The organism is Paraburkholderia tuberum STM678 (assembly GCF_902833905.1).
Taxonomy (GTDB): domain Bacteria; phylum Pseudomonadota; class Gammaproteobacteria; order Burkholderiales; family Burkholderiaceae; genus Paraburkholderia; species Paraburkholderia tuberum.
The window spans coordinates 22,322-38,781 of record NZ_CADFGP010000049.1; the positions used below are offsets into that span (position 1 = coordinate 22,322).

15 protein-coding genes are annotated in these 16,460 nt (G+C 60.2%); 7 read left to right on the forward strand and 8 right to left on the reverse strand.

Translation table 11 applies throughout. The features are described from left to right. The first annotated feature begins 6 nt into the window (after positions 1-6). Together HWY30_RS31325 and HWY30_RS31330 are read left to right on the forward strand one after the other, a co-directional pair. Positions 7-960 carry an electron transfer flavoprotein subunit alpha/FixB family protein gene (locus tag HWY30_RS31325; RefSeq protein ID WP_090812504.1) on the forward strand — a complete coding sequence of 318 codons (954 nt, stop codon included), beginning with the start codon at positions 7-9 and terminating at the stop codon, positions 958-960. Between the two features lie 378 nt (positions 961-1,338). Next, positions 1,339-1,575: a site-specific integrase gene (locus HWY30_RS31330; RefSeq protein WP_244145084.1), complete on the forward strand. Its 237-nt coding sequence runs from the start codon at positions 1,339-1,341 to the stop codon at positions 1,573-1,575. Here the strand turns inward: HWY30_RS31330 and HWY30_RS31335 are convergent. The 4 genes from HWY30_RS31335 to HWY30_RS31350 form a co-directional block, all read right to left on the reverse strand. Next, positions 1,533-2,027, reverse strand: a complete 495-nt coding sequence (locus HWY30_RS31335; RefSeq protein WP_167368863.1) for a LysR family transcriptional regulator — start codon at positions 2,025-2,027, stop codon at positions 1,533-1,535. The two genes, HWY30_RS31330 and HWY30_RS31335, sit on opposite strands and share 43 nt — an antisense overlap. Beyond that, on the reverse strand, positions 1,981-3,438 hold the full coding sequence (locus tag HWY30_RS31340; RefSeq protein WP_244145082.1) for an amidase: 1,458 nt from the start codon (positions 3,436-3,438) through the stop codon (positions 1,981-1,983). Before HWY30_RS31340 ends, HWY30_RS31335 begins: the two co-directional genes overlap by 47 nt. A gap of 18 nt (positions 3,439-3,456) precedes the next feature. After that, entirely contained in the window at positions 3,457-4,563 is a 1,107-nt protein-coding gene (locus HWY30_RS31345) for a CobW family GTP-binding protein (RefSeq protein ID WP_090812502.1), read from the reverse strand. A gap of 87 nt (positions 4,564-4,650) precedes the next feature. Then, positions 4,651-5,352 carry a cyclase family protein gene (locus HWY30_RS31350; protein WP_090812640.1) on the reverse strand — a complete coding sequence of 234 codons (702 nt, stop codon included), beginning with the start codon at positions 5,350-5,352 and terminating at the stop codon, positions 4,651-4,653. A gap of 312 nt (positions 5,353-5,664) precedes the next feature. Between HWY30_RS31350 and HWY30_RS31355 the strand changes: the two genes are divergently transcribed. Then, positions 5,665-6,492, forward strand: coding sequence for an IclR family transcriptional regulator (locus tag HWY30_RS31355; RefSeq protein WP_090812501.1), 828 nt, complete (start codon positions 5,665-5,667; stop codon positions 6,490-6,492). A 254-nt stretch (positions 6,493-6,746) separates the two neighbouring features. On the opposite strand, the gene HWY30_RS31360 is transcribed toward HWY30_RS31355, so the two are convergent. The 3 genes from HWY30_RS31360 to HWY30_RS31370 all read right to left on the reverse strand — a co-directional run bounded on the left by HWY30_RS31360 (position 6,747) and on the right by HWY30_RS31370 (position 9,873). Beyond that, entirely contained in the window at positions 6,747-8,159 is a 1,413-nt protein-coding gene (locus HWY30_RS31360; protein WP_090812500.1) for an MFS transporter, read from the reverse strand. A 148-nt stretch (positions 8,160-8,307) separates the two neighbouring features. Then, positions 8,308-9,054, reverse strand: coding sequence for an SDR family NAD(P)-dependent oxidoreductase (locus tag HWY30_RS31365; protein WP_090812499.1), 747 nt, complete (start codon positions 9,052-9,054; stop codon positions 8,308-8,310). Between the two features lie 42 nt (positions 9,055-9,096). Further along, positions 9,097-9,873, reverse strand: a complete 777-nt coding sequence (locus tag HWY30_RS31370) for an SDR family NAD(P)-dependent oxidoreductase (RefSeq protein WP_090812498.1) — start codon at positions 9,871-9,873, stop codon at positions 9,097-9,099. Positions 9,874-10,668: 795 nt separating this feature from the next. Here HWY30_RS31370 and uxuA point away from each other — a divergent pair. The 3 genes from uxuA to iolB are packed head-to-tail and all read left to right on the forward strand — an operon-like array spanning position 10,669 to position 14,093. Next, complete coding sequence (gene uxuA, locus HWY30_RS31375; RefSeq protein ID WP_208524340.1) at positions 10,669-11,727, forward strand: mannonate dehydratase; 1,059 nt, start codon at positions 10,669-10,671, stop codon at positions 11,725-11,727. Then, on the forward strand, positions 11,714-13,237 hold the full coding sequence (locus tag HWY30_RS31380) for a mannitol dehydrogenase family protein (RefSeq protein WP_090812496.1): 1,524 nt from the start codon (positions 11,714-11,716) through the stop codon (positions 13,235-13,237). Before uxuA ends, HWY30_RS31380 begins: the two co-directional genes overlap by 14 nt. Before the next feature lie 25 nt (positions 13,238-13,262). Continuing rightward, positions 13,263-14,093, forward strand: a complete 831-nt coding sequence (iolB, locus tag HWY30_RS31385) for a 5-deoxy-glucuronate isomerase (RefSeq protein WP_090812495.1) — start codon at positions 13,263-13,265, stop codon at positions 14,091-14,093. Between the two features lie 16 nt (positions 14,094-14,109). On the opposite strand, the gene HWY30_RS31390 is transcribed toward iolB, so the two are convergent. Then, positions 14,110-15,105 (reverse strand): LysR substrate-binding domain-containing protein, encoded by a 996-nt coding sequence (locus HWY30_RS31390; protein WP_090812494.1) that lies wholly within the window; start codon positions 15,103-15,105, stop codon positions 14,110-14,112. Between the two features lie 175 nt (positions 15,106-15,280). Between HWY30_RS31390 and HWY30_RS31395 the strand changes: the two genes are divergently transcribed. Continuing rightward, entirely contained in the window at positions 15,281-16,447 is a 1,167-nt protein-coding gene (locus HWY30_RS31395; RefSeq protein ID WP_090812493.1) for a M24 family metallopeptidase, read from the forward strand. Positions 16,448-16,460 lie beyond the last annotated feature (13 nt).

Consider the following 16,460-nt stretch of genomic DNA (forward strand, 5'->3'; position numbering starts at 1 on the left):
CGAGAAATGACGAACCTGGTAATTGCAGAACACGACAATGCGTCGATCAAGGCCGCGACGCTGAACACGATCGCAGCGGCACAGAAGATCGGCGGTGATATTCACGTGCTGGTCGCGGGGCATAACGCGCAGGGCGCGGCCGATGCGGCCGCGAAGATCGCGGGTGTCAGCAAGGTGCTGCTCGCCGATGCGCCGCAACTCGCCGCAGGCCTCGCGGAAAACGTCGAAGCGACGGTCCTGACGCTTGTGCAAGATGCGGCGAAGCACTACACGCACATCCTCGCGCCGGCCACTGCTTACGGCAAGAACATCGCGCCGCGTATCGCCGCGAAGCTCGACGTCGCGCAGATCAGCGACATCACGGCAGTGGATAGCGCCGACACGTTCGAGCGGCCGATCTACGCCGGCAACGCCATCGCGATCGTGCAATCGGCTGATCCGATCAAGGTCATCACCGTGCGCTCGACCGGTTTTGATGCCGTCGCGGCCGAAGGCGGCAGCGCAGCGGTCGAGAAGATCGAAGCGGCAGCCGACGCCGGCCTCGCGCAGTTCGTGAGCCGCGAAGTGACGAAGCTCGATCGTCCGGAACTGACGAGCGCGAAGATCATTGTGTCGGGCGGCCGGGGTCTCGGCAATGGCGAGAACTACACCAAGATTCTGGAACCGCTGGCGGACAAGCTGAACGCCGCGCTGGGCGCCTCGCGTGCAGCAGTGGATGCGGGCTTCGTGCCGAACGACTATCAGGTCGGCCAGACCGGCAAGATCGTCGCGCCGCAACTGTACGTGGCTGTCGGCATCTCGGGTGCGATCCAGCACCTCGCCGGCATGAAGGACTCGAAGGTGATCGTCGCGATCAACAAGGACGCGGAAGCGCCGATCTTCAGCGTCGCCGATTACGGTCTGGTGGGCGATCTGTTTGAAGTTCTACCGGCCATAACTTCCAGCTTAGCCAGTCGATAAGGTGTCGCAAAAAGGGCGAGCATCCAGCTTTAAACCTGCGCATATATTGGTATGGCTGAACGAACGTCGGAAGGTCGATCCGCAGTTGCGCTTGCAGTCGCAGACTGGATGCTTAAAAGATTTGTTTGGTGGGGTGCGGGCAGCTTAAGCATTCATCGCGAAAAGTTTTCTTGCACTAAACCGCTGACGCGGTAGGGGTGAAAAGCGAGCGCCTATATCTGACTTTCCTCAGAGGTGGTAATCAGGCGCTGGATCATCAGCGAGGAGAAGCGGACGCTTCCAGGAGCAGTCTTCCAATATATGAATGCCCAGCCGGGCTTCATCATTGTTTCATGGAGGTGCTCCATGACGCCACTGCGTCAACGTATGTTACACGACATGCAGATCCGTAATCTCGCCGAGAATACTCAGCGATCCTATCTTCTTCAGGTTTCAAGCTTCGCCCGGCACTTCCGCCGTTCGCCCGAGTTACTGGGTCCCGAGGAGATACGGGCCTGGCTCATCTATCTTCGGGAAGAGCGCAAGCTAGCGCCCGCCAGTCTCCACCCAACGATCGGTGCACTGCGCTTCCTCTACCGCGTGAGCAGCACATCAGTACCGGCTTCGAGCAGATGAGTGGGGAACGCGTGCCTCAGCACATGCGGCGTAATCGGCTTCTGGATGTCGCTGCGCTGCCGTGCCCTGTCGCGGCAGTGGTAATCGGGTGTCCGGGGATGTCGCCCGGTCGTGGTGTCAAAGGCGTCGATGCAGGAGCTACGCGCGGTGACGTTCACGAACGTGGCGGTCCCAGGGGAGGTCCTCACGTCCGTGCTCAAGAAGCTCCCCCGTATCCGCTCGACTTGTTGCAACACCTGCATAGCGTGGTCCAGCGCCGTTAAGCCGACTGCGCTGGGCTGAACACCTCGGCGTCCGCGCTCGAACAGCGGCACCCCAAGCTCGAGTTCCATACCTTGGACTCTTGCGCCTGCCGCCGCCAGAGACAAGCCTGCCAGTTGGGCACCCCCGGTTATGCTGCCCGAATCAGTAATGCAGATTAGCAGTTGCAGGTCGCTCAAATCGAACCGCATCCATTCGGCTCCTAGTCACCGCCGGCCTCTCGTGGGCCCACGGCTTGGCGCTTTCGAACGCAGCCGCAGCACGGAAGATGTCTGTTTCACAATTGATCTTCGCTACCATTTGCAGGCCTACGGGCAAGCCTCCGGAGGTGAATCCAACTGGAATCGACGCGGCAGGTTGGCCCGTGAGGTTGAATGGATAGGTGTAATACTGCCAAGTGCAAAGGTTGCGTCCTTCTGGCTGCCCTGGTACGTCAACGTTGATGTCGCACGCCGGAATTGGCATGGTCGGCGACAAGAGCAGATCGAATGGCTCGAAGAAGGACCGGACCTTCTCGCGGAACTCATACCGTTCGAACACTTTTTCGTAATATTGCAGCAGGCTTTGGTCCAATGCATTGTCCAGGACCCTGGCTACTGATTTGTCGAGTAGTTCGCGCGATTCCAGCAAGGTTTTTCTCAAGCGCGTTCCCACGCCGGCATAAAACTCAGCCGTCCAGAGGTCGGCGGGATCACTCCCGATTCCTTCCTCCAGAATTACCACTTCACAGCCCATGTCTTCAAACAACCTCAACGCCGACTCGGCGATGCTTACGACGTCAGAATCTGCCTTTGCGTATCCAAGGGTCGGACTCCACGCGATGCGCATCCGTTCAACAGGTTGTTCGCACGCTCCAAGGAAATCCGGCACCGTGCCAAGCTGCGAAAATGGATCGCGACGGTCACCGCCAGAAATCGCGGTGAGGAGCAACGCTGCGTCGCGTACCGTGCGAGCGAGCGGGCCGACATGTCCCAAAGTGGGCGTTGCGGATGCAGGGAAAACCGGCACGCGTGCGAACTGAGGCTTGATCCCGAAGAGTCCGCAGAAGGAGGCGGGGGCACGGATTGATCCGCCGCCATCCGTACCCAGGGCGAACGGCGTAATGCCTGCAGCAACGCTGGCTGCTGCGCCGCAGCTCGAGCCGCCTGGCGTCTTGGAGAGGTTCCATGGGTTTCGCGTAATGCCGGTAAGAGGGGAGTCTCCGACGGCTTTGCAACCGAACTCGCTAGTAGTCGTCTTACCGACGATGCATGCGCCCGCTGCCTTCACGCGTTCAACCGAAGGTGCGTCATAGGCGGCAATGTTCGCCTCCATTGCTAGAGAGCCGAAGGTCTGACGAACACCGTCTACTGCAATGAGGTCCTTGACCGAAATCGGGAGGCCGTGCAACACGCCAAGCGTTTCGCCTCTCATGACCGCTTGTTCCGCACGGCGGGCGCTGTCAAAGGCGAGTTCCGGCGTCAAAGTTGCGAAGCAGTTCAGTTCAGGCTCGAGCGCGTCGACGCGCTCGTAGACCTGTTTCAAAAGTTCGACCGGAGAGACTTGCTTTTTCGCAATCGCGTCTCGCATTTCGAGCGCGGTAGTGAAATGAGAGGAATACACTTCGTAGCACCTTCTTGCTTAAACCATGACGATGCCGTGCCTTACCGCGTCGGCGCTACTTGTGATGCATGCGCTAAAAGCTGTAGTGATGCTTTCTCGTGCAAGATTTTTTCCGATGATGACGAGACGCGTCTCATGAACCCCGCGAGGCCACGCGTCTGCATAGGTGAGCGGGCTGAAAATGTCCTGCACACCCTGCAGGATGATCGGACGGTCAGCGCCCGGGAACTTGATTAGCCCCTTGACTCGATAGAGATTGCCCCCGTAGTCCTGGGTGAGTTGGGTCAGGAAGGCGAGGAACCTTTCATAGTCAACCGCCTCAGACTCCCGGAAACTCACCGAGGAGACGTCAACATGGTGGTGCGGATCATGATGGTGGTGCGCACCAGAGCCGCATAAAGCGCGGTGGTCCTCCTCCGACGCGTGGTACGAATCACTGTCTACGCCAATCCAGTTGGTGACCGACGTTTCCCGAGTGCTTGGATCGAATAAGCCAAGGTCGAGCAGCTCGACCGGGGCCACGTCGCCGAAGCTAACTGTCTTCTTTGCAGCGATGGGGTTCAGCGCCTCGACCAGTGAGACGGCCGAGCGGTACTGTTCGACATCTACCAGATCGCGCTTGTTGAAGATGATCTTGTCAGCCAGCGCAATCTGGCGCTCCGCTTCTGGCGCGTTCTGCAACTGGTCTTCCACATGTCTCAGGTCAACCAGCGTTACGATTGCATCGAGACGGTATGTGAGATTCAGCGACATATCCGTGTAGAACGCCTGTGCGAGCGGGAGAGGATTCGCAATTCCGGTCGTCTCAATAAGGACGCGATCAAAGTCAACCTTGGGTTCGGCCAGGGCCGCCTTCCGCATATACAGCTTGTATAACGCTTCCATCAGGTCGTCTTTGCTCGAGCAACAGATGCAGCCGTTACTCAGCTCCAACATGTCCTCGGACGCACGGGTGATGAGATCCCCGTCGATGCCGATTTCGCCGAACTCATTCACAATGACCGCGACCTTCCCGGAGTCGCGGCTTGAAAGGATGCGGTTGACCAGCGTCGTTTTGCCCGCGCCAAGGAAACCTGTCAGGAGCGTTATAGGGATTCGTTGATCGTTGTCAGCGTCGGTGTTCATCTTCAGGCCTGGTCAGTTGCTTGGTTTGCGGGCGGGACCCCTAGCAAGTCCCCGTGAGAAGTGCTCAAAACATCAGTCCAAGACGAATCAATCGTTCAGCACGGCCCAGGCCCGCACTGGCGATCCGCTTCCATTTTGGATCTTCAGCGGCGGCCCGTAGAACATGAATTCACCCTTGCCGACCAGCTCTTCGAGATTCACGAGCCATTCGTAGTGGGTGATGCCACGGTCGCGGCACACGCGGTGGCTCGGAAACAGGTTATGCGACGGTTTGTCAGTGGAAGGTCCCTCCACGCCGTGGAGTTTCGAGCCGCGATCCGCAAGCCAATGCGTGGCTTCCGCGGTAAGTCCTGGATTACTCCATACGACTTTCAAGTCCGGGTAGTGGCGTTTGTGCAGACCCGTGTTCATGAGCACGATGTGTTCGTCGATCTTCACCCCCGCCTTTTCTTCCGCTTCTTCGAGGTCTCGGACGTCAATGTCGCCCAAATCGGGGATGTGCGTCATGTCGAGGCACACCGCTTTCCCCATGAACATCGACAATGGCATCTCGTCGACCGGCGCACCATTGGGGTTGGTGTGGTAGAAGGCATCAACGTGCGTAGCGATGTGGTCCAGCGTGCTGATGAAGGTGGTCGCAAAAGTCATCGGGTCCTCAGGCACGCCCATACCCATCGAGAGCGACTTCTCGTGGGTGAGGTGAGGCGCAATGATGGGGCGTTGAAACAACTTGTGCGCCGGCATGTTGTCGGAAAGAGTCAATGTCAAATCTACGATTCGCTGCGCCATGGTAAGTCTCCCTTTAGATATGTCTGCGTCCTGAGGCTGATGAGGACGGCAAATGATTTTCAACGTCTTGAACAGCTGCTCAGGCCCAATCCGCAATACGGACTTCCAGAGCAAATTTTGGATTCGAGCGGTGCTCGATTACCCCAGGATAGTGCTCAGCGAGACTGCTTAAGCCGCTGATAAATCGATTTTGTCCCTTCGATACAACCATAACCTCGCAAATTTCAAACAACAACAGCGCAGCCTCAAAAATGAGTCCGCTTTGTGGACTATTTGGGTGTAGCATGATTGCTTTGATGGACGCACCACGCCATGAACACTGAGAGCCAAGCGTCAGCGATGAGCAAAGGATCGGGAACGCAGAGCATCGAACGCGCTGCTCGAATCTTGCGAGAAATCGCTTCATTCAGCGTGCATGGGTTGCGCCTATCAGACTTGGCCACTCAATTGAAGCTGGAAAGGCCAACAATCCATCGAATCCTAAGTTGTTTGGTGCGGGAAGGGCTGGTGATGCAGCACCCACAATCGCGTCGGTATCTCCTCGGCCATAACTTGTACGAGCTCGGCTTGACAGCGGCAACACAATTCAAATTGCAGGCAATCTGCGAGCCTTCGATGAAACGGATTGCCGAATCAACGGGGGATATTGCGTTTTTGACGATTCGTAGCGACTCTGATGCAATCTCGATAGCAAGAGTTGAGGGCGGCCAACCCGTGACGGTGCCCGCTATACAGATTGGCGTGCATCGACCGCTGGGAGTGGGCGCCGGCAGTCTAGCGCTGTTGATGCTCCTTCCCGACGACGAAATCTCTCGAATTTGCCACGCCAACGCAAAGCGGCTCTTCACCTATGGTCGATTGTCAGTACCCTCGTTACTCAAGATCGTGAAGCACTCTCAAGACATGGGCTATGCCACGCATGACAGCAGTCTCATCCCGGGGCTCAGCGGAGTGGGGACAGTGATTCGTGACAGCGGGGGTGCGCCGCTTGCCGCGCTGAGCGTGACTGTGTTGGCCGAAAGCTTGCCGGCCGCTCGGCAGCAAGAGCTCATTTCATTGCTGCGAACGGAGTCTCGCATTATCCAGAACCTCGTGCATCAGGCTAACCTCGACATCTCTGACTTGCGCGGTCGTGTCTGAAGGAGTTGATGGAGGTCGAGGCGGTCTTCCGCTTCGGGCACAGGAAAAGAAGTCCAACTAGAGAGGAAAGGGCATTGTCGACTTTCTGAACTGGGGGAGGCGGGCAGGAATCGGGTCGGGGAGAGCAACTGGGCTATTGCTCAATCTCGAAGGAGACGAGTCTGCTGGTGAGCCCCTAACACCGATGAGGTGTCAAAGCGCAGGCGCGGCGCACTGCTGGTCGTTGCTCCCGCGCCTGCTTTCACACTAAGATGTTATTCGATTGCTGCGCTGTAGCGGCCGAGCTCCTGTGCTGCGACCAAGCTCGGCTCGTGCACCGGTTCGCTCCAAGTATGCTCTTCCGGATCAACGTGACGCGTGGCGAAGATCAGCAAGCCGGAGAGAAAACAGGGAACTGCACCGAAGAACAGGCCGGCGTGAAGCCAATCACTTCCGGAGCTAAGCGCGGCGGTGATGCCGAGACCCGCCAAGATCGCTCCAATCGGGCCCATTGCATGGACAATGGCGCTGCCGGTGCCTCGGATAGCCGTCGGATAGCTCTCACCGATGAAAAAGAGCGCAGCTGCGTACGGGCCGTTCAGAAAGAACAGGCCGAGACTGTAGAGTCCGACGACCACGTAGAGGTCGTGTGGGCCGTAGAGCATCCCTGCAAAAGCGAAGCCCCCGAGCATCCAGCCAAGAGCCAGCGTGTTTCGACGGCCGATCTTGTCGCCGATGAAGCCGTGCGAAAGGTAACCGACGTAGCCGACGACGTTGGACAGGACGAGAATCAGGAGAGAGTTCTCAAAGGAAACGTGGTGGACTTGAGTCAGGACAGTTGTACCGAGCACGCCAAAAACTTGAATCGCGGACCAGTTGAGGAGCAAACCACCACCGAGAACGAGCGTCGGACGCAGAGACTCCCCGCGGAAGGCCGCCCAGACGCCCGCCGACGAATGCTGCTCGTAGTCGATCCCGTGGCGCTCCGCGATCTTGCGTGCAGCAGCCTCTTCACCGCGGTCCCGAAGCTCCTTCACATGTTTGTGCAGAAGAAACTGTGGGCTTTCCTTCAGGCGACGGGTCATGAAGAAGATGACGATGGCCGGAAAAGTGGCAAAGACAAAGCAGCCTTGCCAACCTATGCGGGGCAGCAGCAATGCCGTGAGACCGGCTGCGACCAGCGCACCAATCGGCCAGCCACCCTGAACCAAGCTATAGATGAAGCCCTTCCGCTTGTTGAGGCGAGCATCGTTAGCAGCGGTGTAGAGTTCATTGAGATAGGTTGCGTTGACCGTCTCCTCGGCGTATCCGAGACCAGAGAGCGACCGAATCAAAATCAGAGGCCAGCGCCCGAGCGATCCGCCGACCACGGTCAACCCGGAGCAGACCGCAGCGCCTGCGACGGTGAACAGCAAGCTATTTTTTCGTCCCGCTTTATCGAGAATTGGCCCGATTACGAAAGCAATCAAAGCGGTTCCCGCCGCAACCAGGGTTGCGATTTCTGCCTGCTCGGCGGCATCCCACTTGTAGTGGGAACCGATTTCTGGAAGAAGGGTGCCGAACAGAATAAAGTCATAGACCGCAAACACCCAAGCGAAGAAAGCAACAATGGTCGCTCGCTTTACATCACTGGGCAGTATCGGATCGACCCGAAAATCGTTCGATTGGGGATTTTTGAACTTAGCCATTTTGGACTAACTCCTTCGCCTCGCGGAAAAAGTAAGCACGTTCTTCAGGTTTTCAAAAGTACTACTGATATTGAAGACCGGTGGTTGGTACGGAGAGGGTCAGCGAGCCGCAACTCGAGCGGTTGAACGCTTTGGTTACGGCCAGCGGTTAAATCATGTAGTCGCCGCCATTCGGGTTAATGGTTGCCCCCAAAAAGTAGGAGCCGGCGTCGGATGCAAGTAGCACAGCCGCAGGTGCGATTTCGTCGACGGAGGCTGCTCGGCCGATCGGGAGTTCCGCAAGTTTTGCGCGCCGGAACGTTTCCGGGAGGCTGCGGAACAGCTCCGTGTCCACAGGTCCTGGGCAGATGGCATTTGCAGTAATCCCTTGGTCAGCCACCTCGTACGCGAGCGAACGCGTGAATCCAATCACGCCTGCCTTGGCTGCAGCGTAGTGGGAGAGCTCTTTCGCCCCTTTATGGGCGAGTTGAGAGCTGATGTTGATGATCCGCCCGTGCTTCCGTTCGCGCATTCCGGGAAGGACGGCGCGAGTGCACAGAAAGACACTGCGCAGGTTAATCAACATCATGCGGTCCCACATGTCCGTCGGCATGTCTACGACATAGGACGCTGATTCGATTCCCGCATTGTTCACAAGGATATCGATGCGCCCAAGTGCGAAGATGGCGGTCTCTACTGCTGCGTTGATTTGCGATTCGTCACCGACATCCGCAGAAATGGCCACGCCTTTCACGCCGAGGTCCCTGATTCGCGCTGCGGTCTGCTCCGCGTCTTCTTTCCGTCGGTCGAGTACCGCTACCTCGGCACCTTCTTTCGCGAACGCCATGGCGATAGCTTGACCGATGCCGCGCGCGCCCCCTGTGACTAGCGCTGTCTTTCCAATTAGGCTGCTCATGCTTGGCCTCCAATATGAATAGGATGAGTTGCGAGCTGCGACTTAGTGACTTTGGATGACAAGTCCGCCATCGACCGTGATCGTCTGCCCCGTAAGGTATCGAGCCTTGTCCGAGACCATGAATGTGATGACGTCGGCCATGTCTTCCGGTTCGCCTACGCGACCAAGCGGGATAGAACCCGAAACCTGGTCGAGGCCTGCAGCGCCGAGCGAGTGCTGTTCGGAGAGCGCTTGGGCGGTGCGGATGAAGCCGGGCGCCAGCCCGTTGACTCGGATTCCGTGACGGCCGAGCTCGACTGCAAGACCGCGCACAAGCCCAACTACGCCCGACTTGGCAGCTGAGTAGTGGGCATGCTCATCCCAACCGTAGGCGACGCCCATAATCGACGAAACGGCCACGATATTGCCGGCTCCCTTGTTTTTCATGCCCGGCAGAGCAGCCCGGATGATGCGGAACACACCCTTCAGATCAATGTCCATCGTGTGGTCCCACTTTTCGTCGGTCAATTCATCCAGCGGGACCTTATGCGCGATGCCCGCGTTCGCGATGACGGAGTCGAGCGCACCATACTGCTCTTCGACGGTCGCGACGATTTCATTGCATGCCGCGGTATCTCGAACGTTCAGCGGGTAGAAGTCAGCTTTGCCTCCGGCTTCACGAATCTCTGCCGCGACTGCCTGTCCCTCAGCCTGAAGAACGTCGGCAAGTATGACCCTGTAATCGAGAACGCCAAATGCTTTCGCCGTGGCGCGACCGATCCCGATCCCGGCGCCTGTGATCAAAACGACTTTCTCGTCCTCGTTGGTACTGTTACTCATTGTGGAGTCCTAATTATGGTGTGTTTTCAATCGGGCAATTTAGTGGCCGCTGCGTGTACATCTTGGGCGGGATCGCTGCGTTGGCGCAGTCTTGGTCGGCCGTCGTCTTACATGAGGTCAACTATAGAGGCGTCACAGTTGTTTGCAACAGCGCCGAAAACAAACGATTCCGCAATGTGGACAAGAGTACAAACCCCGATACCTCTGGCTTTTGCTTCGCCGGAATCAGGAATCCGGCGCAGATTTGGTGCATGGATAGTAGCTAAGTTGCTGATTTTAGGTGCACAAATCTCTTCATTGGTGCGTTGAGTGCGTCAACGGATGTAGAGAGCGCTCAGCCGTTGGCTAACTCAGAAGCCGGAGATATCCACGATATGGAGGGCGCGGCGCGAAGCAGGCGCAGGCGGCAGTGGAAAGGTGAGGGAGCGAATCAAGCCTGCGATCCCAGCGAAACGTAAGTCGGTCCCCAGCACTTCGCGTGCCCCGGCGGGGAGATCCGGGGCGTTCAGCCATGCGGCCAGCTGGGCCCAGGGTAGTTGACAACGGACGGGCGGTGACGTTGCAACGGCATGTATTCCATAATCGTATAGATAAAGCATTATTCTTCATTATAAAGGCATGTCAATCGCCGCTAGTATGCAGAGTCCTGGCTGCGCCCCCGCGTGAACCCGACAGGCGCACGGCGTCCATTCGCCGTCTCGCCGCGCTGGGCCGATGCGGAAGGGCCGAACCAACCATTCACTGATGCGCAGCGTCGTCGACGGCGAGGCGAGCGTGTGAGGAGGAGACTCGATCGTGAAAATGACCTTTCGCTGGTATGGCGACACGGACCCCGTGCCGCTCGCTTATATCCGCCAGATCCCCGGCATGGTCGGGATCGTCTCGGCGATCTATGACGTGCCTGTGGGCGAGGTGTGGCCGATCGACAGGATCCTGTCGCTGAAGGAGAAGATAGAGGCTCACGGCCTGACGCTGGAAGTGATCGAAAGCGTGCCGGTGCACGAGGACATCAAGCTCGGCAAACCGACGCGCGACACGCTCATCGCCAACTACGGCCTGACGCTGCGTAACCTCAGCGCCTGCGGCGTAAAGGTGGTCTGCTACAACTTCATGCCGGTTTTCGACTGGACCCGCACCTCGCTGGAAATGCCCCTGCCCGATGGATCGACGACGCTCGCGTTCGACACGCAAGCGATCCGCGAGCTCGACGTCAGCCAGGGTATCCAGCTGCCCGGCTGGGACGCGAGCTATCGGCCCGAGCAGTTGAGAGCCCTGCTGCGCGACTACGAAGCGCTTGACGAGGCCGGTCTCTGGGCCAATCTCGACTACTTCCTGCGCGCGATCATTCCGGTGGCCAAAGAAGCCGGCATCAAGATGGCGATCCACCCCGACGATCCACCACGGCCGATTTTTGGGCTGCCGCGCATCGTAAAGAATCGCGCGGACCTGCAGCGCGTGCTGGCTATCGTCGACGATCCCGCCAACGGCCTGACGCTGTGTTCTGGGTCGCTGGGCGCGGACCTGCAGAACGATATTCCGGCACTGGTGCGCGAGTTCGGCGCGCGTGGCCGGATTCATTTCGCGCACCTGCGTAACGTGCAAACCAATGCCGCAGGCGACTTTCATGAGACCTCGCATCGTTCGGCCGACGGCTCGCTCGACATGGCGGAAATCGTCAAAGCCTATTTCGAAACCGGCTTTGAAGGCTATGCAAGGCCGGACCATGGGCGAATGATCTGGGGCGAAACGGGCCGCGCCGGCTATGGGCTGTTCGATCGCGCGCTGGGTGCGGTCTACCTGAACGGCATCTGGGAAGGCCTCGCCAAACATCCGGCCTATCATGCGGCTGAGTAATGCCGCCGTGGCTTCGCTCGCGGCGCGCGCCGCTGGCGAAATCGTCGTTCCCACCTACGATCGCGCGAGCCTTGCACCGGGCATCGTTCATCTGGGCCTCGGGGCGTTTCATCGCGCGCACCAGGCCGTGTACACCGAGCATAGGTTGCGCGCTGGCGATCACCGCTGGGGCATCGTCGGCGTGTCGTTGCGGCGTGCGGACACGTCGGAGGCGCTCACTGCGCAGGATCATCTGTATGCCGTGGATGTGCGCGACGGCACCGCGGATTCGTTCCAGGTGGTCGGTGCACTGATCGCTTCGCTGGTCGCGCCGCAGTCGCCCGCCGCCGTGCTCGATGCGATGACCGATCCGCGCTGCCATATCGTCAGCCTGACGATCACCGAGAAAGGCTATTGCCGCAATCCGGCCAGCGGCGCGTTGCAGTTCGATCATCCCGAGATTGTTCATGATCTGCGCGAGGCTGCCGCGCCGCGTAGCGCGATCGGCTTCGTCGTGCGCGCGCTGGCGCTGCGTCGCGCGGGCGGTTTTCGCCCGTTTACCGTGCTGCCGTGCGACAACCTGCCGTCCAACGGCGACACGATGCGCGAGTTGACGTTGGCGTTCGCGCGCGAAGCGGATCCTGCGCTGGCCGACTGGATCGAGGGAGAGGGCGCGTTTCCCAACACGATGGTGGATCGGATCGTGCCGCTCACCACCGACGCCGATCGCAGGCGCGTAGCGAAGCAACTCGGTGCCGACGATGCGTGGCCGGTGATGACCGAACCGTTTTCGCAATGGGTGATCGAGGACCGCTTCGCGGGGCCGCGGCCGGCGTGGGAGCGCGCAGGCGCGACGCTCGTGGGTGACGCGCGTCCCTATGAGCAGGCCAAATTGCGGATGCTGAACGGCGCGCATTCGGCGCTCGCGTACCTCGGGTCGCTGATCGGCTACGACACCGTCGATCAGGCGATCGCGGCGCCGGCCGTGCGGAACTTTGTCGAAAGCATGTTGCGCGACGAGGTGGAGCCGACGCTGTCGCGCCCCGCTTTGGCCAGCTATCGCGCTGAACTGTTCACGCGTTTTCGCAACACTGCGCTCGATCACCGCTTGCAACAGATCGCGACCGACGGCTCGCAGAAACTGCCGCAGCGCTGGCTGGAAAGCGTGCGCGCCAACCTGAAAAGCGGCGCGCCGACCGAACGTCTCGCCTTTGCGTTGGCCGGCTGGATCGCGTACCTGAGCGGTCAGGACGAGACAGGCCGCACCTACGCCATCGCGGACCCGCTCGCCGGCACACTGGCCGAGGCGGTCCGCTCGACCTTGCACGCGGATGCCATCGATGCGGTACAAACACTGTTCGAAATCGAGTCGATTTTCGGATGCGATCTGCGCGCACAGCCGCGCTTCGTCACGCAGGTCGCACGCCATCTGGCGGCGATTCGCGCACAAGGCGTCGTCAAAGCCATGGACGCCTGTACCGCTTCACGGCCATGCACGCAGCCGCAGCGACCGCCGCGTTCTGGCGAGTAGCAGCCCTAAATAACCGGAGGAACACATGAGCGAACTGCTCGTCAAACCGTCAAAGCACGCCGAAGATGGCCAGATCATCCATATCACGCCGACGAGCGCCGGCTGGAAATACGTCGGCTTCGATGTTTTCGACCTGAAGGTTGGCGCCACGGTCACACAGGAGACGGGCGATCGCGAAGTCGTGGTCGTGCTCGTCAGGGGGCACGCAACAGCCGGTTGCGAAGGGCTCGCGAGCCGCGCGATCGGCGCTCGGATGTCGCCGTTCGATGGCGCGCCGTGGTGCATGTACGTGCCCCCGCATACGCGCTACACGATCGTGGCCGCGGACGACGTCGAACTCGGCGTCTGCTCCGCGCCCGCGAAGGGTGGCCTGCCGCCGCGCTTCATTGCACCTGACGAGGTCAGGCAGGAAACCCGTGGCGCTGGCGCCAATCTGCGTCACGTGCGCCACATCCTTCCGGAAACCGAGCCGGCGGAGAGCTTGCTGGTGGTGGAATCGGTGACGCCGGCGGGCAACTGGTCGAGCTACCCGCCGCATCGGCATGATACCGACAATGGCGAGCAGCAGACCTATCTCGAGGAAACCTATTACCACCGCGTCTCGCCGCCGCAGGGCTTCGCGATTCAGCGCGTCTATACCGACGATCGCAGTCTCGACGAAACGCTCGCGGCGTACGACAAGCATGTCGTGCTGGTGCCGCGCGGCTATCACCCGGTTGCCGCCGCGCACGGCTATGACCTCTACTACCTGAATGTGATGGCCGGTCCGCGCCGCGCCTGGCACGTACATAACGAGCCGGCTCACGAATGGTTAGTACAACCCGGCGCAAGGGTCGCGGTGGACGGCGCGCGCTGAGTCCCGTTGCGGTAAGTCAATCGCTGTCGGCGTCGGGGCCTTGGGTGTCGAATCCGGCGGCCTCGCGCAGCGCTTGCAGCATCGCCCGCGCGCCCGGCGAGAGCCTGTCGCCGCGCCGTGTGACGATGCCCGCCGGTCCGAGCTTCAGATCGAGTTCGAACGGTAGCGGTTCGAGCGCACCGGCAATGCAATAAGGTCGCACCGGCTCGCGCGCAAGCGGCGCGATCATATCGCTCATCTGCAGCAGACTCGTGATGACAGGCAGCGACGAGCTCTCGACCACATCCGTCGGCAACGCGAGCTTCCGTTCGAGAAACAGTTGCGTGAACTGATTGCGCATGACGTTGCCTTTTGGCGGCAAGATCCACGTTTGCGGCGCCAGTTCGTCCCAGCTCAGAGCCTTGCGCTTGACGAGCGGATGGCCAACGCGTGCAAACAGCGCGTGCTGTGCTTCTGCGAGCGGCGCATAGTGCAGCTCCGCAAGGTCGTCCGGATTGCGGATTCGCGCGACGATCATATCCAGCTTGCCTTCCTGCAGACGCTGCACCAGCACCTCGCTGAACTCCATCTCGATGTTGACGCGAATCTGCGGAAAGCGCTTCTTCAGCAGCGCCACCGCTTGTGGCACGAGGTTGGTGGCCGCCGTGACCTCGGTGCCGATCATCGCCCGCCCGGTCAGGCCGGCTTTGAGCGCTGACACTTCGTCGTACGCGTGCCGCAACTCCGCCAGCACGCTGCGTGCATGGCGGATCAGCACCTCGCCGTACCAGGTGGGCTCGACACCGCGCGGATGCCGTTCGAACAGCTCGACACCCATCGTCTCTTCCAGTTCACGCAGCAACTTGGTCGCCCCGGGCTGCGTCATGTGCGCGGCGTTCGCCGCCCGCAATACCGAGCGATGGGTATCGAGCTGAACGATCAGGGCCAATTGACGTGTCTTCAGACGCGTGGGGTCGAAGCGGCTCGTCGCGATGGCCCCTGCGCCGGTGTCCGGATGAATGGCTGCGGTCACGATATTGTCTCCACGTATTCCGTATCGATATAGGTTTTGCGTTATTTTTCATTATAAAAGCATATCGATCGATCCTACTATGGAGAGGACGGCCTGCATTCCAAGGCGGGGCGAATTCCCTTCATGGGCATTGAGGCGGGCTGCATCCTGCAGCCACACAGGAGACGAAGAAGTAATGAACACTCGTACCACAGACATCCCGCCGGAAGGCATCACCACCGACGAGTTCCTCGGCCGCGTCGCCAAGGTCCGCAGCGCACTCGACAAGGCGGGGCTGGTCGGCCTGCTTGCCTTCGGCGATTGCTGGCGTGGCGCGAACATCGGCTACTTTACCGAATTCCGTCCGCTCGACGGCGTATCGGACATCGCCAACGCGATCCTGCTGCTGCCCGTGGACGGCGACCCCGTGCTGTTCGTGTCGGATCAATGCTTCGACTACGCGACGAGCGTGACCGCCTTCGAAGTGCGCAGCCTGCGTGAAGTCACGCAACAGGTGCAGGCATTTTCGGCGCGGCATCGCAGCGGCACGGTCGGCCTCGCCGGCGCCGCCTATATCCCTGCGGATCTGTTGAAGCGCCTGAACGCCGGTCTCAACGAATTGAAGCTCGAACCGACGATGGTGCTGGCCGAAATCAAGGCGATCAAGAGCGACGCCGAAGTCGCACTGATGCGCAAAGCCGCCGCCTTGACCGATTCGGCGATGGCAGCGATTCGCGACGCGCTCGCCGACCGCCGTCCCTACACCGAGCGTGAACTCGCTCTGATCGCTGACCGCGCGATGCTCGCGGGAGGAGCAGACCGGACCGCGTTTGATTCGATGGTGCAATCCGGTCCGCGCTCGGCGTATAACCTGGCGCGCCCCACCGACCGCATCCTGCAACCGGGCGACCTGATCATGACCGACATCGGCGCGCGTTATCGTGGGTACGTGGCCGATGGCGGACGCGGTTTTACCTACGGTCCGGCGAATCCCGAGAAGATGGCGATCGTCGCGGCAGCGGCGCGCGCGGTCGAAGCGGGGCTTGCCGCCGCGCGTCCCGGCATGGCGGCCATGGAACTGAATGCGGTGATCCAGCAGGCGCTGGTGAAATCGAACTACGAGCAATACTCGAGCGAAGCGCGCGGCCATGGCACCGGTCACGGCACCGGCATGGACCCGGAAGAAGAAGCGCCGTGGATCGGGCCGGGCAACAGGACCGTGCTGCAGGAAAACATGGTCTTTACCCTGAAGGCGACCATTACGGTGCCGAACGTCGGCGGTTTGCGCACGGAACGTATCGTGCGGTTGACCTCGGGCGGCGTCGAAACGCTTGACCAGTTCCCGATGGAACTGCACTGGTGAGCACAGTGAATTT

Bases quoted from the DNA above. Each gene is read 5' to 3' on its own strand.
- HWY30_RS31350 (WP_090812640.1), bottom strand. From the start codon at position 5,352: ATGGCGCAGCGAATCGTAGATTTGACATTGACTCTTTCCGACAACATG.
- HWY30_RS31370 (WP_090812498.1), bottom strand. From the start codon at position 9,873: ATGAGTAACAGTACCAACGAGGACGAGAAAGTCGTTTTGATCACAGGC.
- iolB (WP_090812495.1), top strand. From the start codon at position 13,263: ATGAGCGAACTGCTCGTCAAACCGTCAAAGCACGCCGAAGATGGCCAG.
- HWY30_RS31325 (WP_090812504.1), top strand. From the start codon at position 7: ATGACGAACCTGGTAATTGCAGAACACGACAATGCGTCGATCAAGGCC.
- HWY30_RS31395 (WP_090812493.1), top strand. From the start codon at position 15,281: ATGAACACTCGTACCACAGACATCCCGCCGGAAGGCATCACCACCGAC.
- HWY30_RS31365 (WP_090812499.1), bottom strand. From the start codon at position 9,054: ATGAGCAGCCTAATTGGAAAGACAGCGCTAGTCACAGGGGGCGCGCGC.
- HWY30_RS31335 (WP_167368863.1), bottom strand. From the start codon at position 2,027: ATGCGGTTCGATTTGAGCGACCTGCAACTGCTAATCTGCATTACTGAT.
- HWY30_RS31345 (WP_090812502.1), bottom strand. From the start codon at position 4,563: ATGAACACCGACGCTGACAACGATCAACGAATCCCTATAACGCTCCTG.
- HWY30_RS31355 (WP_090812501.1), top strand. From the start codon at position 5,665: ATGAACACTGAGAGCCAAGCGTCAGCGATGAGCAAAGGATCGGGAACG.
- HWY30_RS31380 (WP_090812496.1), top strand. From the start codon at position 11,714: ATGCGGCTGAGTAATGCCGCCGTGGCTTCGCTCGCGGCGCGCGCCGCT.
- HWY30_RS31330 (WP_244145084.1), top strand. From the start codon at position 1,339: ATGCAGATCCGTAATCTCGCCGAGAATACTCAGCGATCCTATCTTCTT.
- HWY30_RS31360 (WP_090812500.1), bottom strand. From the start codon at position 8,159: ATGGCTAAGTTCAAAAATCCCCAATCGAACGATTTTCGGGTCGATCCG.